Source organism: Candidatus Bathyarchaeia archaeon (genome assembly GCA_038883335.1).
Lineage (GTDB): Archaea > Thermoproteota > Bathyarchaeia > Hecatellales > Hecatellaceae > JAVZMI01.
In genome coordinates, this window is sequence record JAVZMI010000014.1 from 1 (window position 1) to 21890 (window position 21890).

The 21890-nt window shown below is 49.6% G+C and carries 26 protein-coding genes and 3 tRNA genes; 12 read left to right on the plus strand and 17 right to left on the minus strand.

Features of this window, described 5'->3' with window-relative positions; all coding sequences use genetic code 11:
• Positions 1 to 110 precede the first annotated feature (110 nt).
• A tRNA-Gly gene (locus tag QXJ75_06230) sits at positions 111 to 188 on the minus strand.
• A gap of 399 nt (positions 189 to 587) precedes the next feature.
• Here QXJ75_06230 and QXJ75_06235 point away from each other — a divergent pair.
• The 3 genes from QXJ75_06235 to QXJ75_06245 are packed head-to-tail and all read left to right on the plus strand — an operon-like array spanning position 588 to position 2924.
• Entirely contained in the window at positions 588 to 821 is a 234-nt protein-coding gene (locus tag QXJ75_06235; GenBank protein ID MEM3737660.1) for a FeoA family protein, read from the plus strand.
• The gene (locus QXJ75_06240) at positions 818 to 2521 is read left to right on the plus strand and encodes a ferrous iron transporter B (GenBank protein MEM3737661.1); all 1704 of its coding nucleotides are present in this window, start codon (positions 818 to 820) and stop codon (positions 2519 to 2521) included. Before QXJ75_06235 ends, QXJ75_06240 begins: the two co-directional genes overlap by 4 nt.
• 1 nt (position 2522) lies before the next feature.
• Positions 2523 to 2924: a metal-dependent transcriptional regulator gene (locus QXJ75_06245; GenBank protein ID MEM3737662.1), complete on the plus strand. Its 402-nt coding sequence runs from the start codon at positions 2523 to 2525 to the stop codon at positions 2922 to 2924.
• Positions 2925 to 3117: 193 nt separating this feature from the next.
• Here the strand turns inward: QXJ75_06245 and QXJ75_06250 are convergent.
• Positions 3118 to 3211 (minus strand) — tRNA-Thr (locus QXJ75_06250).
• A 70-nt stretch (positions 3212 to 3281) separates the two neighbouring features.
• Here QXJ75_06250 and thiL point away from each other — a divergent pair.
• Positions 3282 to 4262, plus strand: a complete 981-nt coding sequence (gene thiL / locus QXJ75_06255) for a thiamine-phosphate kinase (protein MEM3737663.1) — start codon at positions 3282 to 3284, stop codon at positions 4260 to 4262.
• 28 nt (positions 4263 to 4290) lie between these two features.
• Here the strand turns inward: thiL and QXJ75_06260 are convergent, their stop codons facing one another.
• Both QXJ75_06260 and thiD read right to left on the minus strand, forming a co-directional pair.
• Positions 4291 to 5586 carry a TIGR00300 family protein gene (locus tag QXJ75_06260; GenBank protein ID MEM3737664.1) on the minus strand — a complete coding sequence of 432 codons (1296 nt, stop codon included), beginning with the start codon at positions 5584 to 5586 and terminating at the stop codon, positions 4291 to 4293.
• A 33-nt stretch (positions 5587 to 5619) separates the two neighbouring features.
• Positions 5620 to 6984 carry a bifunctional hydroxymethylpyrimidine kinase/phosphomethylpyrimidine kinase gene (gene thiD / locus QXJ75_06265; GenBank protein ID MEM3737665.1) on the minus strand — a complete coding sequence of 455 codons (1365 nt, stop codon included), beginning with the start codon at positions 6982 to 6984 and terminating at the stop codon, positions 5620 to 5622.
• A 164-nt stretch (positions 6985 to 7148) separates the two neighbouring features.
• On the opposite strand from thiD, the gene QXJ75_06270 reads away from it, so the two are divergent.
• Entirely contained in the window at positions 7149 to 7643 is a 495-nt protein-coding gene (locus QXJ75_06270; protein ID MEM3737666.1) for an MFS transporter, read from the plus strand.
• 5 nt (positions 7644 to 7648) lie between these two features.
• Here the strand turns inward: QXJ75_06270 and QXJ75_06275 are convergent, their stop codons facing one another.
• The 6 genes from QXJ75_06275 to psmA are packed head-to-tail and all read right to left on the minus strand — an operon-like array spanning position 7649 to position 11645.
• Positions 7649 to 7912 carry a 50S ribosomal protein L37ae gene (locus tag QXJ75_06275; GenBank protein ID MEM3737667.1) on the minus strand — a complete coding sequence of 88 codons (264 nt, stop codon included), beginning with the start codon at positions 7910 to 7912 and terminating at the stop codon, positions 7649 to 7651.
• 1 nt (position 7913) lies between these two features.
• Entirely contained in the window at positions 7914 to 8729 is an 816-nt protein-coding gene (gene rrp42, locus QXJ75_06280) for an exosome complex protein Rrp42 (GenBank protein ID MEM3737668.1), read from the minus strand.
• A gap of 2 nt (positions 8730 to 8731) precedes the next feature.
• A complete protein-coding gene (rrp41, locus tag QXJ75_06285; GenBank protein MEM3737669.1) occupies positions 8732 to 9487 on the minus strand; it encodes an exosome complex exonuclease Rrp41 in 756 nt (251 codons plus the stop codon).
• 4 nt (positions 9488 to 9491) lie between these two features.
• Positions 9492 to 10172, minus strand: coding sequence for an exosome complex RNA-binding protein Rrp4 (rrp4, locus tag QXJ75_06290; GenBank protein MEM3737670.1), 681 nt, complete (start codon positions 10170 to 10172; stop codon positions 9492 to 9494).
• A gap of 40 nt (positions 10173 to 10212) precedes the next feature.
• Entirely contained in the window at positions 10213 to 10902 is a 690-nt protein-coding gene (locus QXJ75_06295) for a ribosome assembly factor SBDS (GenBank protein ID MEM3737671.1), read from the minus strand.
• Entirely contained in the window at positions 10902 to 11645 is a 744-nt protein-coding gene (gene psmA, locus QXJ75_06300; GenBank protein MEM3737672.1) for an archaeal proteasome endopeptidase complex subunit alpha, read from the minus strand. The genes QXJ75_06295 and psmA overlap by 1 nt, the downstream gene beginning before the upstream one ends.
• Positions 11646 to 12095: 450 nt before the next feature.
• On the opposite strand from psmA, the gene QXJ75_06305 reads away from it, so the two are divergent.
• The 5 genes from QXJ75_06305 to QXJ75_06325 all read left to right on the plus strand — a co-directional run bounded on the left by QXJ75_06305 (position 12096) and on the right by QXJ75_06325 (position 16819).
• Complete coding sequence (locus QXJ75_06305) at positions 12096 to 13661, plus strand: glutamate synthase-related protein (protein MEM3737673.1); 1566 nt, start codon at positions 12096 to 12098, stop codon at positions 13659 to 13661.
• A 74-nt stretch (positions 13662 to 13735) separates the two neighbouring features.
• Positions 13736 to 14581: a F420-dependent methylenetetrahydromethanopterin dehydrogenase gene (locus tag QXJ75_06310; protein MEM3737674.1), complete on the plus strand. Its 846-nt coding sequence runs from the start codon at positions 13736 to 13738 to the stop codon at positions 14579 to 14581.
• Positions 14582 to 14721: 140 nt separating this feature from the next.
• Complete coding sequence (locus tag QXJ75_06315; GenBank protein MEM3737675.1) at positions 14722 to 15099, plus strand: hypothetical protein; 378 nt, start codon at positions 14722 to 14724, stop codon at positions 15097 to 15099.
• Positions 15100 to 16635, plus strand: coding sequence for an MBL fold metallo-hydrolase RNA specificity domain-containing protein (locus QXJ75_06320; GenBank protein MEM3737676.1), 1536 nt, complete (start codon positions 15100 to 15102; stop codon positions 16633 to 16635).
• 56 nt (positions 16636 to 16691) lie between these two features.
• Positions 16692 to 16819 (plus strand) — tRNA-Asn (locus QXJ75_06325).
• A 44-nt stretch (positions 16820 to 16863) separates the two neighbouring features.
• Here QXJ75_06325 and QXJ75_06330 read toward each other — a convergent pair.
• From QXJ75_06330 to cyaB, 6 genes are all read right to left on the minus strand, one after another.
• Positions 16864 to 17046: a hypothetical protein gene (locus tag QXJ75_06330; GenBank protein MEM3737677.1), complete on the minus strand. Its 183-nt coding sequence runs from the start codon at positions 17044 to 17046 to the stop codon at positions 16864 to 16866.
• 95 nt (positions 17047 to 17141) lie between these two features.
• Positions 17142 to 17540, minus strand: a complete 399-nt coding sequence (locus QXJ75_06335) for a putative metallopeptidase (GenBank protein MEM3737678.1) — start codon at positions 17538 to 17540, stop codon at positions 17142 to 17144.
• 2 nt (positions 17541 to 17542) lie between these two features.
• Positions 17543 to 17755: a DUF1922 domain-containing protein gene (locus QXJ75_06340; protein MEM3737679.1), complete on the minus strand. Its 213-nt coding sequence runs from the start codon at positions 17753 to 17755 to the stop codon at positions 17543 to 17545.
• Entirely contained in the window at positions 17752 to 18351 is a 600-nt protein-coding gene (locus tag QXJ75_06345; GenBank protein MEM3737680.1) for an adenylate kinase family protein, read from the minus strand. Before QXJ75_06345 ends, QXJ75_06340 begins: the two co-directional genes overlap by 4 nt.
• A gap of 10 nt (positions 18352 to 18361) precedes the next feature.
• A complete protein-coding gene (locus tag QXJ75_06350; protein MEM3737681.1) occupies positions 18362 to 19444 on the minus strand; it encodes a histone deacetylase in 1083 nt (360 codons plus the stop codon).
• Positions 19407 to 19985 carry a class IV adenylate cyclase gene (cyaB, locus tag QXJ75_06355; protein ID MEM3737682.1) on the minus strand — a complete coding sequence of 193 codons (579 nt, stop codon included), beginning with the start codon at positions 19983 to 19985 and terminating at the stop codon, positions 19407 to 19409. The genes QXJ75_06350 and cyaB overlap by 38 nt, the downstream gene beginning before the upstream one ends.
• 120 nt (positions 19986 to 20105) lie before the next feature.
• Between cyaB and QXJ75_06360 the strand changes: the two genes are divergently transcribed.
• Complete coding sequence (locus tag QXJ75_06360; GenBank protein ID MEM3737683.1) at positions 20106 to 20531, plus strand: archease; 426 nt, start codon at positions 20106 to 20108, stop codon at positions 20529 to 20531.
• Positions 20532 to 20538: 7 nt separating this feature from the next.
• Here QXJ75_06360 and QXJ75_06365 read toward each other — a convergent pair whose 3' ends face one another.
• Positions 20539 to 21312: a glucose-6-phosphate isomerase family protein gene (locus QXJ75_06365; GenBank protein MEM3737684.1), complete on the minus strand. Its 774-nt coding sequence runs from the start codon at positions 21310 to 21312 to the stop codon at positions 20539 to 20541.
• A 32-nt stretch (positions 21313 to 21344) separates the two neighbouring features.
• Between QXJ75_06365 and QXJ75_06370 the strand changes: the two genes are divergently transcribed.
• Positions 21345 to 21890, plus strand: a 546-nt coding sequence (locus QXJ75_06370; GenBank protein ID MEM3737685.1) for a putative RNA uridine N3 methyltransferase, incomplete at its 3' end; no start/stop codon positions are given.

The following is a 21890-nucleotide window of genomic DNA, read 5'->3' on the forward strand; positions in this document are numbered from 1 at the left end:
GGAGACGCTTTAAGGCGCTGTTAAAGGCTTGGTCATGTGGGTAGATCCCCAGCCGGCTCATATGCTTGGCACCCATAATAAAAAAGAGCGATGGAATCGAGCCTGAAGGTTGGTGCGGCCGCCGGGATTTGAACCCGGGTCAGAAGCGTGGCAGGCTCCCGTCCTAGACCAGGCTAGACTACGGCCGCAAGCTAGCCTATCTACACCTTTACCTAGAGCTGTCAAGGAGTATGTAAGAGTTTAAGCCGCTTAAATAATTAGCCTTCCCCCTTACCATAACTTAGCCACGGAATTTTGAGTTGAGGAGGTAGTTTTATCTGGATTACACACTGGTCCACGCTACTATATTGTGCTTGAAGATGCTAGGCAAATAAATGCCGCCTTCAGTCAGCTGTATATCTCTCTTAGAATATAGAACCCCCTTAATCTGTAACGATGAGCGACCTATTTAAGTGCCTTCTGGTTCGGCGGATGGTTCTCAGAGATCATGGCGATGAGCTTTTAGGGTTTATGTTGGACTTGTCGAGCCTTTAACTCTAGTTATATTTAAATAAATGTTAGGCATGCCTAAATTAGGTGCACCTAACATGGAAGTCCCGCTGGTGAACATGGGCAGCCACCGTATCGGCTATGTGAAGAGAGTTGAGGGAGGATATGGTCTACAGAAACGCGTATGCTCTCTTGGCATCCGGGTTGGAAAGCCTATCAGAATAGTAACCGCGGGACTTTTTGGGGGGCCAATAGTGGTGGAGATTGATGGTTGTAGAGTGGCTTTAGGGAGGGGTGTAGCGAGTAAAATCATCGTGGAGGTTGACGGTTGAGGATTCTTCTTATGGGTAACCCGAATGTGGGGAAAAGTGTCATCTTCTCTAGGCTTACCGGTACGCTTGTCATAACATCCAACTATCCAGGTACAACTGTCGAGTACACAAAAGGTGCTATGAAGTTCAAGGGGCGAATGGCTGAGGTAATAGATGTTCCAGGGGTCTACTCTCTAGACGTGAACTCGAAGGCTGAGGAAGTAGCTGTAAAGATGCTGAGGGAGGGAGACTTAGTTATTAATGTTGTAGATGCTACAAATCTGGAAAGGAACCTATACCTGACGCTTCAACTTTTGGAACTGGGAGTTCATATGGTCATAGCGCTCAATTTTTGGGATGAAGCTAAACATAAAGGGATAAGCATCGACAGGGAGAAGCTTGAGAGGCTCTTAGGCGTGCCAGTTGTTCCAACTGTAGCTGTGACTGGTGAAGGTATCAAAGAGCTTGTCTCCCGCCTGCCGGAAGCCACTGTACATAAAACTCTTCGCACCGATGAAGAGCGGTGGGTCGAGGTTGGTAGAATAACTAGTGAGGTCCAGACTGTAACACACCGCCACCACACATTTCTCGAGAGTTTAGGGGATGCAAGTATTCACCCGGCCACAGGTATCCCGATACTTGTTGGTGTTATGCTAGCTACCTTTTATTCTATCAGAACCATTGGGGAGGGGTTGATCAGCTACTTTTTCGAGCCCTTATTTGACTTTTACATGCCTTTCGTGAGAATGATGAGCGAAGCTTTGGGTCCCAGCTTCGTCCATGAGATTGTAGTTGGGAAGCTAATCGACGGGGAGGTTGACTACGTCCAATCAATGGGTCTGCTGACTACAGGGCTCTATGTTCCTTTCGCCATGGTTTTACCCTACGTCTTCGCGTTCTATTTGGTGCTCGGTGTCATAGAGGACGTTGGCTATCTGCCACGTCTAGCGGTGCTAGTAGACACATTTACGCACAGAGTTGGCTTACACGGTGTTGCAGTCATCCCCATGATACTTGGTCTAGGATGTAATGTTCCCGGCGTTTTATCTGCGCGAATTCTTGAAACGAAGAGGCAACGATTTATCGCTTCGACCTTGATGGTTATAGCTGTACCATGCATGGCTCAGCTGGCGATAATATTCGGGCTTGTGGGCCCCTACGGCTTACAAGCGTTGGCTACTGTCTTCATAACGCTCTCAGCGGTCTGGGTTGTGCTTGGTGTTACGCTTAATAAGGTAATTGGCGGGGAAAGCCCGGAGATGTTCTTAGAGATTCCTCCCTACAGATTTCCATATTGGGGCATCTTGCTGAAGAAGCTCTGGTTGAGGATGAAGCTCTTTATAACCGAGGCGATTCCTTACGTTCTACTGGGAGTTCTAATAGTGAACCTGTTTTACACACTTGGAGTGATAGATTTTATAGGTAAACTTGCAGCCCCAGCTGTAGTTGGGCTACTGGGTCTACCTAAGGGAGCTGTTGCAGCTTTGGTCATAGGATTTCTTCGTAAGGATGTAGCCGTGGGGATGCTTTTGCCGCTGGGCTTGACGTCGAAGCAGACCGTGGTGGCTAGCGTCGTCTTGGCTATGTATTACCCTTGCATAGCCACTTTCGTTGTCTTGGTGAAGGAGTTAGGCGTGAAGGATACGCTAAAGTCTGCGACAATTATGGTTTCGACTTCTTTACTTGTCGGAGGCCTTCTAAACCTTATTCTAGGGTGGTGAGTTGTTGGTTTCCGTGAGTGTTGAAGACCATTTAGAGGCCATATACGAGTTAACTAGGGAGAGAGGGCAGGTCAGGGTGGTTGACATCTCTAGATATCTCAACATTAAACCACCGAGCGTCGTGGAGATGTTATGGAAACTTAAGGCTAAGGGGTTCGTGATTTACGAGAGAAACAGGAGAGTTAGGCTCACCCAAAAGGGTGAAGAGCTGGCAAAGTTCGTCGGGCATAAACATAAAACACTCGTCAACTTTCTGATCCTTCTAGGTATAGAGGAGGATATAGCAGAGGAGGACGCGTGTAGAATTGAGCATGTCATTCACCCGGCAACGGCCAAAAAACTAGCGGAGTTCGTAAAGTCCATTCAATCCTCCCCAAAAAAGAGGCTTACTAGACCTCTATGAATACCGCCTGAACTTGCACTCATCCTCACCTGGCCAGCTTCACCTAAGTCACTAGTGGTCTCTTCGTATGGTTGGCATTCGTTTTTTGATCTGAAAATAATTAAAAGCTATGCTGAAAAGCTGGGCTGCATGAGTGTTAGAGGTTAGCTAAGGTTTTTACGTAGGCAAGAGCGGAGTGATTACACGAATTGTTTGGAGCCCCGGGCGGGATTTGAACCCGCGACCTGCAACTCTCCCGTCTGGAAGGTTACGAGGCTGCCGCTATAACCATGCTTAGCTACCGGGGCACCGCTGGATAGGTTAGCTTTATGGATGGTTTTTAAGTTTGCCTAAACCAATTTTATATGCGGGTTAAGATTGGCAGCCAGAAAGGGTCTCGGGGAGAGGGAGATTATAGCCACTATAAGGAGACTGCTAGGCAAAATTCCCAAATTAGAGTTACCCTTCGGTGATGATGTGGTTGCCTTCCGTTTGGAGGGCAACTCGGTTGGGGTTCTTAAGACGGATATGTTGGTGGCAAAGACTGATGTCCCGCCTGGGATGACGGTTCGTCAAGCTGCCCGTAAAGCGTTAGTTATGTGCGTCAGTGACTTCGCCGCTAAGGGCGTTAAACCTCTCCTCTCCCTAGTCGCTTTGGGGATACCATCGAAGATGACCGAGTCCGAGGTTAGAGCTCTCGCACTGGGTCTGAGGGAGGCGGCTAGAGGTTATGGTTTCTGGATAGTTGGCGGAGACACAAACGAGGCCGACGATCTAGTCATCTCACCAATACTCTATGGCATATCCAAGAGGGGACAGATATTGCCGCGAGGTGGCGCTAAACCAGGCGACAGCGTAGTGGTCTCAGGCACTTTCGGGAACACTAAAGCCGGCCTAAAGATTTTGCTCGAAGGGTATGAAGCGCCACTTAACTTGAAGAGACATCTCTTAAGGGCGGTCTATCTCCCAGAGGCTAGGCTGAGTTTGGGGTTGAAACTTAAGGATCTTGGAGCCACTGCCGCTATAGATTCAAGTGACGGGTTGGCTTGGAGCCTAAATGAGTTAGCTTTGGCGAGTGGGGTTGGTTTCGAGATCCAAAAGCTACCAGTAGCGGATGAGGCTGCTACTTTTGCAAAACTCAACCAGCTGGACATCTTCGACCTAGTATTTTATGGGGGGGAGGAGTATGAGATCGTGGCCACCATGCCACCCAACTGTCTGGCGGAGGCTGAGAAGGAACTAGGCGGACGGATAATCAAGATAGGGTGTGTTACAAGGAAGAAGGGTCTGGTCTTTAATGACGGTGAGACAAGGAGGGAGATCAAGGCGAGAGGCTGGGAGCACTTTCGGGCAAGTTAAATCCCCACTAACTGTGCATTTGCAACCTTTAAGGGGCAACGCTTGTTTCGGAGGATTTGCTTCGCATACTCTTACTCTTCTTCAACTCTTCGACTAAGAGTGGTAAGAAAGTCCCTACATCCGATACGATGCCTACGGCCTGCGTGGTACCCCTGTCGAGGAGTTTCGTCACAGCGGGTAGGTTTATGTCAACACAGATAAGCTTCACATCGGATGGGAGCATGTTCCCTACAGCTATCGAGTGGAGCATCGTTGCGAGCATCAACACGATATCAGCACCTTTCAAGGCTTCCTTATACATCTTCTGGGCTACAACCACGTCTGTGATAGTATCCGGTAGGGGACCGTCGTCGCGGATCGAACCGGCTATGACTAAAGGGATACCCTTCTTTATACATTCATAGATGATGCCCTTCTTCAGTACGCCCTTCTCAACAGCCTCTTTCAGGGAGCCTGCTTTAAAGACTTCATTAATTGCAGCCATGTGGTTGCGGTGGCTCGACCTTGTACCATCCTTCAAGCTGATACCTAGAGAAGTGCCATAGATAACCGCTTCAACATCGTGAACTGCCAACGCGTTGCCAGTTAGTAGAGCATCGACATAGCCTTCCCTGATCAGTGTTGCGAAGGCTTCGGTGGCTCCCGTATGTACTACTGCCGGCCCAGCCACCACGACGATTTTGCCTCCAGACTCTTTGACGTTCTGGATGTCCTCGGCTATCTGTTTTATAATTGAAGCCACAGGTTTCTCCGAGGAGGCGCTACTTCCCATGAACTCAAAGATACCTATGTTTTCCCTCGGGCGTTCAGGTGGCTTTACTTTGATGCCGGTCTCGCCGACAACTATGAGGTCGCCTTCCCTGATCTCTGTGAGGGGCTTGCAGAAGGCCCGCCCCTCTTCAGCATCTACGACAACAACTTTGTCCATCATCATATCTTCAACTTCGATCCAACGGCCCCCATAGTAGATGAAGGTGGGGTTATTTGTGGTGGAGTAGAAGCCATCAGGCGCTACGCTGTCTCTTTGGGCACGTTCACATTTGACTTCTTCCGCGGTCTTAGATACGGCTCCAAGCCGATAGATCTCTTCCAAGATTAGGTTGAGGTGGCCTTGATCCCTCCCCTTGACCAACATACGAGCGTAGCTGTAGTCAGTCTTACGTCGCCCCACGCGGAACTCTAAGACTTCGAAGTCCCCGCCGAGATCCATTATCTTATCCCAGATCCTAGAAAGAATCATGGAGTCGATTAGGTGGCCTTCGACTTCAACCTCGTGCGCGTATAGCTCTGAAACTCTTGACTTGTTAGATTGGGTTTTATTCAATATGACTCAACCTCACATTTTGAGGCACATAGTTTAGATGCCTCTAAGGTTTATCCCTCGCAGAGCCTTCTCCACAACTTCCTCCGCGTTTCTCCCCAAGATTCTTATCATAGGCTCCTTCCCAGTCTCACCCAAATCGTATATAACGTCAGTGACTCGCCCCGCAACCCTCACAGCCCGCTCTACACCCCAGATGATCGTCGCACCCTCAGTTTGCTTCGTCTCAACTGGCTCTAAACTGCGATCGAATGCGGAGACTGTGAGACCAGCTTTCTCAAGTGCTCTCAACAATCCCTCCTCGTAGTGAAGATTCATCGCCGCTCGTATGGTTGGGTTGCGGTGGATGCAGGTGAGTATTAAACGTGCCATGTGGGATGACACCCCAAACTTTATTGAGCCTGAAATTTTAATTGAGCATGCTTCCCTCTTGAGTCTACCATCCACGGCGGCTACATCTGCTAACGTAGTTGGGTAGGGGAGAGACATAGCTATCTGGGTGCCGACTTCGGCGATGTATGGAAGGAATTTTGTCTCATGAGCTTTGACTATCTCGAGGCTGAGGCGAATACTCTCTACAACCATTTGCCTCTCTGCTTCGTTATATAGAGGGACAAGAGGATCGGCCACCCTAAGTCCTCCACCTATAGGCTTGCAAAAGCTGAGAAGACTGTCAATGAACTCCTCAGATCTTCTCACCGCTTGAGGGAGCTTGTAGCCTTGAGCTAGGTGAACGGCAAGGGCTGCGGACAGCGCGCAACCTATCCCATGAGGCTCGACCTTTATCCTAGGTCTCTCAAATTTCTCGCAACGCCCTTGGCGTTGAGATAGAAGGTCTACTACGATCTCGCCACCGAGATGCCCCCCCTTTAACAGGATGGCCTCAGCACCCTGTTCGTGTAGACTTGTGACGGCAGCCTTCATATCCTCAAAGCTTTTAATCTTCATGTTAGTGAAAACCTCCGCCTCTGGGATGTTCGGTGTAACCACAGTGGCTAGGGGCAGTAGCTCCTCGGTATACGCCTCCACAACCCCGGGAGCTGCTAAAGAGTCTCCTACTGCCGCTCTCAGGACTGGGTCTACTACAACTGCAAGTTCTCTACCTCGAATGGCGTAAGCTACAACCTTCACAGCTTCCGGCGCATAGAGCATCCCAACCTTCACAGCTTTAACTTCCAGGTCGGAGAATACTGCTTCCAGCTGGCGCTTAAGAAAACCTGGAGGCGTGGGGTGAACCTCATAAACCTTCCTAGTATTCTGGGCTGTTAATGCGGTAACTACGCAGGCGCCATGAAACTTCAAAGACGCGAATGTCTTCAAGTCGGCTGCAACACCAGCCCCGCCACTACTATCAACTCCCGCAATTGTCAAGACGGAGGGAGACTTCCACACATCTGCCATACAGTGCACCTACGAGTAAGATTCGGTATTTATTAATGCGCCAAGCAGAACCTATCGGGTAACTTACATAAAAACAAGCACCCTGATTAAACTCAGCGGCTAGCCTAAAAATTTTAAATTGCAACTTTACCGCTAAGACCCTTTGATGGACTCGTTAATTTTATTTGACACTGAGAAAATGTTGCGTCTATGCCAAGATTCCAGCGGCTGTTATCGCCGTAGTCACCTTTCTAGGTTTTGTCGACACCTTCATGTTGCTACCGGTTATTGAGTGGTATTCGGAGAGTCTTGGTGCTACGCTGGCTATGGCAGGTCTGATAGTTGGAGCCTACTCTATCGTAAATACGCCGGTAAATATCGCCTTCGGGCGTATTGTTGACAGAGTTGGTAGGAGAATACCTTTAATTTTAGGGCTTGCATGGGAAGCCACCAACATGTTCTCTCGCTCCCTTTGTAGAATTCCGACACACCTCCTTATCGTTCGTATTTTACGCGGAACAAGCGGAGGCATAATCGAGCCTGCCACAATGGCATTCATGGTAGACATATCACCGAAAACAAAATCGAACAAGTTGTTGAGGGCTAAACTAGAAAGGCATAAGCAAAAATTTCCCCACACAATTAGCAACTTGAAAGAAAGTTTGACTGGGAGAATTTAAACATGCTAAGGGTGCTGGGAGAGTTTAGATTTCTTTAGCATTTCACCTATCTTAGTGGATGGCGTGTAGGCGCCGCCGGCGAAGGTGAAACCACACCGCTTACATTGCCATACGCCTACACTGACCCGCCTTACAGCGTTGGCTATACAGCGGGGGCAAGTGTGCCTGCGCCGCATTTTAGCCTCTATCTCGCCCCTTCGCTTTCTGAGGGTTGAGCCGAATCTAGCTCCATACCTCCCCATCATGCCTACTTTCTTAGTATGCCCCACTTTAAAGAGCCTCCAACAGTTTCTTCCTTATCTCGTTTGACTTCTCCTCCGCCAACATGCCCATATCAAGTATCTCACGAGTAGTGAAGCCGCCTGTACCGCTCTTCTGTATCGCACATATCCTACCATCGACCGTTGAGGTGATTGTCAACCGCACATCCGACATCGTCTCCTCCTCAAGGTTCGGGTCTACCAAGAGACTATTGTTCACTTTCGCGATAGTTACTGGAATCGGATAATCCCTCATGGGAAGAGGTTTAAATCCATCACCCCTAACAACCTCCCCTCTTTCAGTTACGTTATAGTTCGGCACTTTGGAATTCTTGAGAGCTGCGAGAGCCGCAAAACCTGAGGCATCTGTTAAGTTGCCGTCATGGTTCAGTATATATACATCCACGAAGATGACGTAAACCTTCTTGCCGGGAATTAGAACCAGCTTCTCAAGGTCGACTGATTTAGACTCTCTAATACCCCTATCCACTACCCGCGCCAACTCGATGGAGTTCTCGTCAGGTGGACCGGGCTCGAAGATCTCGTGAGCTAGTGGTACGAATTCCGAATTCACCGTCAGGACCCCTGAATTCGGAGTATCTGGGTATGGTTCTCCTACTTCAACCTTTACCCCAACCATAACTTTCGTGTTCCCCAGGGAGACCGACGCGGAGCCTTCTGCCTTACTTATAATCCCAACCTCAGTCTTCAAATCTCTATAACTTGAAAGGCCTCTACCATCTATCCTCTTTCCACTAGCTAACAGATCGATCATCTGTTTACTTCTGATCCTAGCCAGAGGTCTGGCTTGAGGTGTTACAGACATCCTTACACACCCTCCTCATCCACGGTGAAACCTGCTATCTCCTCAGCAGTCATATACCGCTGCTTCAAAGCTGCCTTCTGCAGCTGGTAAATCTTCTTACAGCTGTCCACCGCCATAGCCAGAGCTTTCTCGAACTCCTCTCGCGTAAGCAAACCGTCCATCTGGATTAGCGAAACTTTATCCATTGAAGGTATGTAGGCGAAAGGCAAGTCTGCCTCTCCCTCCTTATCCTCTATATCAGAGAGATCGACTACCAACTGCCCTTCAATTTTACCGACTGCACAAGCGGCTACCAGATCTCTCAACGGCACCCCAGCATCCGCCAAGGCTAGGGATGCAGCCACAACCCCAGCACACCGGCTTCCGCCGTCAGATTGAAGAACCTCGATGAATATGTCTATCATGGTTCGGGGATAATATTCCGAAAAGATCACAGGCTCCAAAGCCTCCCTTATAACTTTCGAAAGCTCTATCTCCCGGCGAGAAGGCGCCGGAGACTTCCTCTCTTCCACCGAGAAAGGCGCCATATGGTATCTACAACGTATTGTGGCTCTATCTGGTAGACCTAGATGCTTCGGGTGCGCCTCGCGGGGGCCGTAGACTGCGGCGAGAATCTTGTTCTTACCTTGCTCTATGTATGCTGAGCCGTCGGCATTTGCTAACAGCCCAACCTCTAACTTTATCGGCCTACACTCGTCAAGCCTCCTACCGTCAAGCCTTAACCCATTTTCATCTAGGAGCTTTCGCCTCTCTTCCATTCTCTCATACCTTCTCTTTCTCAAACATATCTTTGATCTTATCAGTCAACCCTGACCTGTGAGATTCCTTCTCGACCATATTTATAGCGCTTATAAGTAACTCGATCATTTTGGGTTGGTCCCCACGTATGAGAACCCTACCATTCTGGCCCACAACTATGTCGCATCCACTTTTCTGTTTTAACATGCTTATCATGGAACCCTTCTTACCTATAAGGCGGGGTATCTTCGGTGGCGTCAAATCGATGATAACCCCCCTCCCGACAGGCCCAAGGTCAGGCCCCCTAATTGTGAGGGATGGATCACGGGTTCTGTCAAACGCCAGTACCTTAGCTATAATCACATCGCCTAACTTCAAGATGTTGGTGAGCGCCTCAACTTTTGGGCCGAAGGATCTGCCTAGCACATCGCTGACGCTCAGAGAGGCATCGTATGGCGCGTTTATATCCACGTACCAGCCATTAAGGCCAACATCAACAACTATCCCTATAACCAGATCTCCAGCTGTTGGGATATACCTACCCTTCAAAGCCACCACGTAGATGGTTCTACCTTCAAAATCGACAAGCCCTAACTTCTGAGCGTAGATCTTATGGTGTTCTTTATACGTATTCGCGCCTGCCACGTAGTCTCCTTCCGCCAAGGGGTCGCCTGGCGCCACAATCTGCCTCCGCTCAACTAGCATGGAATATCACCTAAACAAAGAGTCAAATTAACCATAATATTCACCTAACCTCTTTGACCTGGACTGAGCCTCGTGTCAGATTACCCATCTTCTCTACGAAGTGCCCATAAACGCCTGCGGGCATTTCTAGTGAAGCGACTAACCCGCCATCAGGTTGCCAGCTGACCTGCTTTAGGGTTCCATAAGACTTTAGGGCGGCATACGCCTTCGAGGCGTATTGTGGAGGTATTCTAACCTCCACAGATGTCATCTCCATCTTTATAGGTATGATAGGTTTCAGTTTCTGAATTATCTCTTTGGCCTGAGCTTCAGCATCCTCAAAAGGATCGATAGATACTCTAATCTGGTCCATAGCCTGCTCCACTCTGGTTGGTGGGTGAGGGAGGTTAGTTCTAGGGTCGATGCAATGCCGTGAGATGAAGGTAATTATCTGCCTCCTCTTCTCATCCGTCAACCTACGCCGCTGATCCGTCGTGAGCTGCAACTCACCCTTAACCATTATTGTCTCGGCAATCTTGGCAGTATCTTCTGTACCAAAGAGCTTCTTCAATTTCTCTTCAGATGCCCTCTCACCTTTGCTCACGTCCTTGAAGATCGTGTCAGAGACTAGAATCTGCGAAATAGCAACTGGCTTCCCTGACTTGTAATCGAGGGCGGGGTCAGGTTTTACCATTAATTCAAACCTTTCGCCAGAAACAACCAGTCGAACAACCGTGTATTTCTGGCTCATCACTTCTCAGCTGTCCTTCGTGACGACTCGAACTTCCTTAAACGTTGCTCTATCTCGTCTGGGGTTAAGAGTCTAAACTTCTTCGAGTCGGCGGGGATCACAGCGATCCTTATCTTCTGAGTCTCCAGCTTTCCCTCCATCGCCTTAGAGAGACAGTTTAAGGCCAGCATAGATAACTCTTCAATGGTCATATTGTCCCTATACTCCTTCTCAAGGATCGGCTTTACCACTTCAGCACCAGCACCTATCGATACACCCTTATAGCCCCAGTAAGCTCCACTTGGCTCGCTTAGAAAAACCCTGCACGCCGTCTTGTCTACTCCAGCAAAGATTATCGAAGCGCCAAACGGCCTAACGCCTGCATGTTGCGTGTAAAGCTGAGCGATATCGCCGACCTTCTTTCCTAAAAGTTCAATGTCGATCGGTTCATCGTATGTTAACCTGTGGCTCTGCGCGTAGATTCTAGCCTGGTCTATTAGTATCCTAGCGTCGCCCATCAACCCAGCCACTGCCGCCCCCACATGTTCATCGATCTGGAATAGCTTCTGAGTGACAGTCATATCTTGAAGCACCGAAAAAGGCTTCTCCTCAACAGCCAATAGAGCACCTTTCGAGCTCGCTAGCCCGATGGCGGTGGTTCCCTTCCTTACAGGCTCGAAGGCATACTCTACTTGGAAGATTCTACCGTCAGGGGAGAAGACGGTTATAGCACGATCGTAAGCTCCTGGTGGAACGAAACCCATTACCATATCTACCTCTTATAATCGAACCTCTTCGAGACTAACTTCCATTTTCATGAATACTATCTAAGATTAAAATCTTCCTATGGAAAGCTTTTCACACAGCATCATGCACTTCCGTTAAATTTGATTTGGGCTCGTGTGTATAAATCCGTCAAGTTTTAAATCTACCATATTTTCTCAGCGAGTTTAGAAGACACCGCATCAAAGCGCAGTTTTGTGTGACACAAGCCTAACACATTTGTGGATCCTGAGGTGGTGTACCGGCATAAAACCGTCACATAACATCTTTCGTTCGGTAAATTTTGACGGCCTCTCCGGCTATATTCAACAGGTAATAGGTAACCTATTACCGATGTTTTAATATAGTAGATCGATTATTAGGTTTGGAAAACGTTAGAGGTGTGAAGTTTGCCGGAGATAGTTCAGAAGAATTCTTCGTATCTTAATAGTATGTCTACTACCGGGTCGACTCTACGTGTGAAGGATGCAAGCCCAACTAGTGGAATGTGCCCAATCTGTTATAGGGGGTGCCCCAATTTATGCGAGATAAGTCTATCAGCTTTCAGAGGACGGGAGGCACTATACCCTGAGCCTATACACTTCGGCCTCAGCACCGCCTCATCTCTAAAGGACTATAGGTTAGATTGGTCTGACTTTAACATTCAGGCTGAGCTCTTAGGCGCAGAGGGCATTGAACCTGAACCTGACGTAGCACTCTTCCCAGCCGCGGACACTACAACAAACGTTGGGGGAATACCCCTCAAGATACCGATCCTCATAGGCGCATTTGGGTCAACTGAGGTTGCGAGAGTGAACTGGGAAGGGTTGGCAGTTGGGGCTGCAGCCTCAGGTATACTCATCACGATTGGGGAGAATGTCTGCGGGGTAGACCCTGAGTCGAGGTTCCAAGACGGTAAAGTGGTTTACTCGAAAGAGCTGGAGAGGCGGGTTAGAACTTTCCGCAATTTTTGGGATGGAAAGTATGGTGATGTGGCAGTTCAGACTAATGTAGAAGATCAGAGGCTTGGAGTCGATGTGTATGCCATGTCAAAGCTGGAGGTCAACATCATAGAGCGGAAGTGGGGTCAGGGTGCCAAGGCGATTGGCGGCGAGATCAGGGTGTCGAATCTTGAAAGAGCCATCCAGCTAAAGAGGCGCGGCTACATAGTTATCCCAGACCCTGAGGACAAAGCAGCCCAGGAGGCCTTTAAGAGTGGTGTCTTCCACTCATTTGAGAGGCATAGTAGAGTCGGGTTTCCAGCAGCGAAGAGCTTCTTGGAGGATATAGATTGGCTTAGGGCGCAAGGAGCTAAGCGTGTGACACTGAAGACCGGTGCCTATAGACCAGCCGTTGTTGCCTTCACGATGAAGATAGCCTCTGAGGCGAAGCTGGATTATGTAACATTCGATGGCGCCGGTGGAGGAACTGGCATGAGCCCTGTGACAATGATGAATGAGATGGGTATACCTACAGTCTATCTAGAGGCATTAGTCTTGAAGTGCGCCCAGATATTGAAGGCTAAGGGTAGGCATGTGCCTGACATTGTTATGGCTGGTGGATTCATAAACGAGAGCCAAGTCTACAAAGCCATAGCTCTCAGTAACTTTGGCGAAGGCCCCCTCGTTAAGGCAGTATTGATGGCTAGGTCACCTCTCACCGCCGTAATGAAGTCCTCCTACTTCGTAGAGTTAGCCGCTCAGGATAAACTCCCTGGAAACTTCGTAGCTAGGTACGGCAAGACACCCGAGAAGTTCTTCACCTCAGCCGTCGAGTTGAGAGAGATCTATGGGGAGCGGTCAAAGGAGATACCTTGGGAGGCTGTGGGCCTATATGGCTACCTTGGCGAGAGAATTAAGGTAGGCCTCCAGCAACTCATGGCAGGCTCTAGGAGGTTCAAACTAAACCTCCTCTCCAGACAGAACCTAGTCTCGCTGACTGAGCGGGCGCGGGATGTGACAGGTATCCCAACCGTAGAGGAAGCCGACGCGGAGGTCCTTGAAAGCCTCCTCACTTAGTGGAGGGCCGTCTGGGGTAGTTTATATATAGCTAGAAGTGGTTCTATTGTAGATTCTGCGATGAGGTGTTGAGCATGCCTACTGTGAGAGTAGGTTTAGTGAAGATTGGAAACATCGGTTCATCGCCACTCTTAGAAGCTCTCCTAGATGAGAGAGCAGACAGGGAGGACATCAATGTCAGAGTTGTCAGCACTGGGGCTAAGCTGGATCCAGCCCAAGCTGAAGAGGCAACGCAGAAGCTTCTGGAGTTTAAACCTGACCTGCTCATAGCTGCAAGCCCCAACGCTACCCTCCCCGGCCCAGCCAAGATCAGGGAGATAGCGGCGAAGGCTGGGGTGCCAACTATAGTTATATCTGACAGCCCCTCCAAGAAGGCAATGAAACAGCTCGCCGAGGGAGGCTTCGGCTACATAATAGTCGAGGCAGATGCCATGATCGGGGCTAGGAGAGAGTTTTTAGATCCCGTTGAGATGGTTCTCTTTAACACGGACATAATGAAAGTTCTGGCCGTGACAGGAGTCTTCAGACTGCTACACCGGGAGATCGACAGTGTGGTTGAGTCCCTTAAGAGGGGAGAGAAACCTGCTTTACCTCAGCTAGTAGTTGATAAGGAGAAAGCTGCGGCTGCAGCTGGATTTCAGAACCCCTACGCCCAAGCTAAGGCACTAGCCGCCTATGAGATCTCCAGGCGAGTAGCAGACCTAGATGTAGAAGGTTGCTTTGTAGTTCAAGAGAGGGAAAGATATATTCCTATAGTGGCGGCAGCCCATGAGATGATGCGACTCGCGGCTAGGCTTGCTGATGAGGCAAGGGAAATCGAGAAAAACCAAGATACTCTTCTTCGCACCCCCCATTACAAGGATGGCACACTCCTTTTGAAGAGGAAACTGTGGGAGAAGCCCCAGAGACCCGACCAATGAAGACGGACTGAAACCAGAAAACCACTACTTTCCTTTACTAAGGGGTCAATCCGTATCGGCAATACCACCGCCTTTTTCAGCGGCTGAGATAAAAATTGAATTAGGGCTAGGATACAGTTTCTTTGTGTAGGTGTGTGGTGTTGGATTTGAAGACAGCTCAAATTCTTATGCGGCGGTTTGAGGAGGATAGAGGATGGAGTAAGTTTGCGCCATCACTCCTACTTCTCCACTTGATCGAGGAGCTCTCCGAAATTGGGGAGCACATACTTTTCAGGGAGGGTTATAAGGTTAAGGGGCTAGGCCATGGGGGGAGTAGAGACCCCCTTGAGGTTGGTAGGGAGTTCGCCCAAGCCTTCTCACTCTTTCTACAACTTGCAAATAGGTTCGATGTCGACCTAGAAGATGCGTTCCTTAAAGAACTAGAAATTATGAAGCACAGGTTTGGGGAGAAGGAGTGGAGCAATTACATGGGAAGAAGGGATGAAAGGCGCGGTGCTGATCGGTTGGTGGGCGTGTAGATGGTCTCCATAACCCTGTATGGCGGTGTAGGACAGATAGGAGGTAACATCATAGCCCTACACGACCCTGTCTTCCACGCAAATATCCTCTTCGACTTCGGTAGGAGTTTCCCGGCGGAGGCTAGATACTATAGCTACCCTCAGAGACCTAGAACATCAGTTCAGCTGGAGCTAGTCAAGACTGGGTTGGCCCCAATCATAAGGGGAGTTGACAACAGAGCGGCAGACATATACGCTGAATTGAAGGTTGAGGAGAAGCTTACGGACTACAAGGGCGGGGTATCGGCGAAGATGGGTTTGAAAAGGACTGAACTCTGCTATAGTGTCATCGAGCCCGCTGGAGAGTGTTGCTTCACCGACCTTTTCATATCTCACAGCCACTCCGACCATGCAGGCTTAGCGCCAATACTGCGTAAGGACATTACCATCCATATGGGTCAAGCATCCTACATCCTCTACAAAACATACCATGAAGCAGCCTTGAGAGCGGGAGTGGAGAGCAGACTTTACTGGGAAGGAGGATCAGACATTACCGCGGAAGGAGAGGCAAAACCGAGACACTCATACGCAACGTTCCATAGCGGCAACACTATTCGCCCTCAGGGTGGAAGACTAGAAGTAGAACCTCGCCCAGTTGACCACAGCACTGCCGGATCCTACGGCTTCCTAATTCACACATCTGCAGGCCTAATAGTTTATACTGGAGACTTCCGAACACACGGGGCGGCTAGAATTTTGACTGAGGATTTCTTGGAGAGGGTTAAGGCTGCAGGGCGGCCGCGTGCCCTCATCTGCGAGGGCACGAACCTTGGGGAGGCAAAAGTCTTCTCGGAGGAGGAGGTGAGAGTTTCTGCGACGAGGCTTGTATCACAAAGCCTTCGACAGGGGAATAAGTTGACAGTTGTGGAAGTGCCACAAGCTGATATTGATAGGGTTCGAACCTTCTGTGAGGTTGCATGGGAAGTTGAGTTGAAGCCATTGGTATCCAAGAGACTGGCTAATTATCTTCATGGGTTGGAAACTGTCAGGAACCGTTTTCTCATCTCAGGCAAACCCTTGCCAACGCTCGGGGAGCGGTTAGGGATCTATGTTGAGAGGCGGCATCCTCAGAGGCGGGATCAGGTCTTCGCTAAGTTGGAGGAAAGATATGGAGAGCTGATGGTGGACGCTAGGGCGATAAAAGAGGGGCGGGATAGGTTCATGATAATAGACTCTAACGATGTAGATCTCTTTCACCTTAAGCCTAAGCCAAAAACACTTTGCATCCTGAGCACATGCGAGCCATTTAATGAGGAAGCTGATTTCGAGTTTGAAAGGTGGAAGAATCAACTTTGCCTCCTAGGCGTAATTCTATACCATATTCACGCCTCAGGGCACATTCACCCACTAGAACTTCAGAGAGTGGTCAGGGAGATGAAACCTCAGACATTGATCCCGATACACACAGAACAACCTGAGATGTTCTGCGAACTCTTTGAAGGGGAAGGCATCGAGGTTCGGCTGCCCCAGAAGGGCGTCCCCATAGAGGTCGCTTAACCTTGCCCATAAAAGATAAAAACCCATACATGATCTTATCTCCACGGCGCCGTAGAGCCGCCGTATGTAGTCATGTACGTGCTACGGGCGAGAGCTCAGCGTGGTAGAGCAGCGGACTCTCACGGGAGAGAGGCTGAAGCTGTTAACCCGCTGGTCGAAGGTCCGAGTCCTTCCGGCGGCGCCACAACCTAAACTGTTAACATATAGCCACAAGTGTGCGGCGAGGTTTTAGTCCTCCTCTAAGAGCGGGTTATCTTTTAAGATGTCCTCTAACGGAATACCGTCCATTAGCCCGAAGATATCGTACACTAGGACACCATCGTTGCGGTAGATTTTGACACAGTGGTAGAATGCCTCACGCTTGTCCACGACGGTTTTGCGGTCTATATCGAGGAACTTGTGAATAACCAACATGGTGTATTCTTAACAGAATTGTATAACAGTGTTATATAAATACTTTGGGGAAATCGAGCAACAAAAATCAAACTCAACTAGGCAATTCAACATTAAGGCATTCCGACTTCGTTTGTCTTTGCGTTAGCTTTGTAGAGTCGGTGGAGGGCGTTCACTTTTCGCTCGTCAATATTCCCGCGGTGATGCCTAAAACCGCCTCTGAAACTGTGAGGAATGTGTAGAGCCTCATGTATCAGAACCTTCTCTTTCTCACCAGCACTAAGTGTATCATACCGCTCAGAGATGACCTCCAAAACATAGCAAGCCTTCATCCCGAGGGCCTTCTGCCAGATTCGAGGCAACCCATGTATGCGTGCCACCGTATACCGACTCTGAGAGCCCACACTCCGGACACACCTCACCCGCTCGCAGTCGATGTGTGTGAGACCTAACCAAGTCACGATCCTCCCAAAAAGGCTCTCAACGTCAGGCGCCGGTTGATACTTAATCATACTCAACCATCCAGCCTCTCAACTTTACAGTGACCTTCAAACCTCAGCTTAGCGAGAACACGCAACGCCTCCCTATGCGTAGGAGCCTCAGCCTCAACCCTGCTTTCACTCAAATTGTTACGCTTGCCACAGTAACCGCAAAGCCTAGTCTTCTGGCACTCCCTCCCCAGAACCAGCCGCCCGCATGCACAGCAGCGGAAGATTATGTAAGTCACTGGAGACCCCGCTCCTCAGCCATCAACTTCTCCAGTTCACCCCCCTTCGCGAGGACGCTCAGCCAGTCAAATCTACCAAAAGAGGGTTTCAACTCTCCTCTTAAGACGGCGAGAGCTTCCTTAACAGTCTCGTCAACACCCTTATCTGTTGTGTCAACCTCATGAACCCTACTTGGCCCATAGAGGTCGAGCGCCTCGATAAGGGAGTAGTCTAAGATCTCAGCCCAAAGGTTTTCCAAGACCTTCTGAGTTCTGTAACCCTTCCTCTCCAGCCTCCTCCGTAGTTCCAGAGGGTGGCACCTGAGCAGGAAGATCCACTCCACCAGCTGATTGGGGAGCTTCACTAAGGAGTGCCCCTCTACCACCAAGTACGAGCCCGCACAACCCTCCCCAACAACCTTACTAAGGTAAGCGCCGACTTTGGCCAGGTCTATAATACTGCACCGCTTAACAGCATCGTAGCCTAAGGTGAACCCCCTCTTCAAGGCAAGAGATCCAAGATTTATATGGCGTGAGTGTATCGCAGCCGCCAATCGTGTGGCTAGCGTGGTCTTACCAACGCCGGGGCTGCCGGTCACAAAGATAACCTTCAACATCATTCCCTGTTTAGAATTTCCAATATCCTCCAAGCGCCTGCCTCAATCTTTCTATGATGCGCCTCGCCTCCGTGGTTGGGATGGCGGAAACATCGTAAATTTGCTCCTCCACATCCAAACTAGTTCCAGCCATAACAGCAACAGTAGCTGGCAAAGTCTTCGAGAGTGCCGTAGAGGAGTAGCCTCCCTCAAGGCATGCGACAAATTTCCCACCACAGAGCCTCTCACTCAGACTTAGCATCTGTCTAAAAACTTCCATGTAACCATTAGTGGTCAGGAGAATGTTGGCTATGGGGTCGCTTTGATGTGCATCATAACCCACAGAAGCGAGGACCATGTCTGGTTTGAACTGTTCAACTATTGGGGTTACGATGCTCTTAAAGAGCTCCAAATAGACGTGATCGTTAGACCTGTGTGGTAGTGGTATGTTGACCTTGTAACCTTTGCCTTCTCCCTCACCTATCTCGGTGTAGCTGCCAGTCCCAGGGTAGATCCCCCACTCGTGAATGCTAACGTAGAGAACCTTCGATGTACTGTTAAAGATCTCCTGAGTGCCATTTCCATGATGAACATCAATGTCGAGAATTGCAACCTTCTCGGCTAACTTCTCTCTGAGAAGGTAAGCTGTAGCGACGGCTACATTATTGAAGACACAGAATCCAAGAGAGGCGGCGCCAACAGTTCTCCCTGAGATCCCGGCGTGATGGCCTGGAGGCCTCACCATAGCGAATGCGTTCGACGCTTTACCCGAGTAGACGAGTTCACAAGCCTTTAATGCACCCCCTGCCGCCAATAGGGCTACATCGTAGCTTTCCGGTGATAGGAACGTGTCCACGTCGTAGGGGCCTCCCCCCTGACTGCAGAAACGCTTGACATCCTCTACGTATTCACGGTCGTGGATGGCGGTCACCTCCTCAACTGTTGCCTGCCTAGGCTGAATGATGCGGCACTTCTCCCTATCGAGGAGACCATAGCTCTTTATAGCATTCATGGCTGTTGCCAGCCTCTCTGGCGCTTCATGGTGGCTACTCCCTGTCTTGTGTAGCAGGTAGCGTTCATCGTAGATCAATGCAGTTTGAGTTCGCCCCTCCACAACGATATCCTCCTCTTCTCCTCTGTATCAATTCAAGATATGATTCTCTTATTAAAGGGAGATCTCCCAACCCGAGTTGGCGTGTGATATGGAGAACCCTCTCCTCGTTGCTAGGTACACTCCCACCTTCAGCAGCCTCTACCTCTATGAAGCTCCCTAGACCCTCAACCTCGTCAAGGCATACTTTAAACCCCAACAGATCCCAGACTTCCCTCCTCTTGTCCAGCATTGCAGCCTCTTGAAAGCCAAGTTGGCGGAAGATCTCAACCGCTACCTCCACATCTCCCACTTGAAGGTTCAACTCTTTCCTAGTCTTGATTCGGCTGGGCAGCTTGGCTCCTTTATAGGTGAGATACTTCTCCCCGGAGCTAGTCCATCTTATTCTGAGTGCCTCGTCTGTGGCTGTAAAGTTCCTCTGGGGGTGGGTCAGGTATATGTCATGCTGCGTCTCTTGAGATACCAGCTTCGCCCCAAGCTCCATTAGGCGTCTCCTGAGAGGTTGGAGATCCCTAACCTCAATCTTAGCCTCGACCTCGATCAAGTCTATATTCCCAGCAACATAGATATTAGTGGTAGCCTTAACTGTTTACTTTGGGTTGAAGCTTTAATTGAGCGCCCCGCCTATGGCGGGCGAGTTCACATATTGGAGTTGTGGTTGTCTATGAGGTTTCGTTATCTTGAGCATACAAGTGACCTACTCGTTGAGGCGTGTGGGGGGAGTTTGGGGGAGGCTTTCGAGAATGCCGCCCTAGCCATGTTTGAAGCTATAACGGACACAAGTCTCGTCGCTAAGAAGAGCTCGGTGAGGGTTGAGGTGGAGGGCGCGGATAAGGAGGCACTCCTATACAACTGGCTTGAGGCACTCTTGGTTAAACTTGATGCTGAAGGTATGCTCTTCTCCGACTTCAAGGTTGAGGAGGTAGTGGAGGTTGAAGGGCGTTTAAGGTTGAGGGCTGTGGCTTGGGGTGAGGCTTACGATGCGGGGCGGCACCCTTCAAAAGTCGCAGTTAAAGGTGTAACCTACCATGACATGGAGATCTTTGAGAGGGGTGGCAGGGTTTGTGTCAGGGTCCTTTTTGATATCTGATGCAAGCCTACCGGGGTGGTAGGGTTATTTTGTCGGTGAAATTTTCGGGGAAAGATAGAAACTCGAATGCTCTGGGGTTTTTCTCGAAAGTCGAGTACATAGGCTCGTTGTCTAGTTGGAGTTTTTTAGGAGAGGGGGGTTTGGCTCTTCTAAGTCTTGGAAGTTTCATGTAGTTTGTGTTTTTTATGAATTTTGGGTTTTCGCCTTCTAGGATTTCGAAGTAGGCTGCTCCACCTTTATCTATTATGGGTTGGTAGATTGGTTTGAAGCCTCTGTTGACGAAGTTTGCTGTGACAAGGGTTTCTTTTTTGGGATTTATTGTGATGTGTCCATAGTTGGGTGGTATGATGAGTTTGTCGCCTCTCTCTGCTTCGTATAGGATGACATCGGTTATGTCGTCTTCGAGTTTTTGCAGTATGAAGTGTGCCCCGCCGTGTAATACTTCGTAGATTTCTGGGTATGTTAGGTTGTCGGAGGCTAGGGGGTGGTAGTGGCCTAGGGTCTTGACGAATTCTCTTCCCAGCATTCTTGGAGGGATGACTGTTATGTCGTATCTCAAGTTCAGTTGGAGCATTTGGTCGCGGTGTTGGGGTTTGCATATGTCGCGGTACATGAGGTAGAGGGTGAGATCTTCGGGTAGGTTGACTTTCTCGTAGAGGATCGGTTTGATTTCTTTGAAGAGTCTTCTGTCTGGGGTGGTCTCTAGGTTTGGTGGGAGTATCAGTGTGTTGGTTTCTGTGTCTAGTTTGATGTTTAAGCCTGAGTTGCTTAGGTCTAGCATATATGTGTAAGTTTTGTGAGAAGATTTAAAGTATGAGTTCGATTTCTTCGGTTGCTGGGGGTTGTGTAGTGGAGGCGCCTAAGCGTGGGAGGAGTGTGACGGTTGCTGTTCCGGCTTCTTTGGTGGCGGATGTACCTCACTTGAGGGAGAAGACTGCTAAGATCGGGATGGTGGGTAGGGCTGCGGCGATCTTCAGGGTGGAGCGTATAGTTGTTTACCGTGATTTGAAGGGCGACCAGAGCCGTGAGGCGCGATTGGTGGAGACTGTTCTGAATTATATGGCGACGCCGCAGTACTTGCGGAGGCGTTTGTTTGGGTTGATGCCGGAGTTGAGGTATGTGGGGGTCTTGCCGCCTTTGAGGACGCCTAATCATCCCTTGGCTAAGCATTCGGGAGAGCTTAGGGTTGGTGAGGTTAGGGAGGGTGTGGTGGTTGGTGTGGAGGGGGGGCGTTCTCTGGTTGAGGTTGGTGTGGAGAGACCTGTTGTGGTGGCTGGTTTGTTGCCTGTTGGGGGGAGAGTGAATGTAAGGGTTGTGGGTGTTGGCGGGAGGTTGGAGGGTGTACCAGTTGGGCGGGAG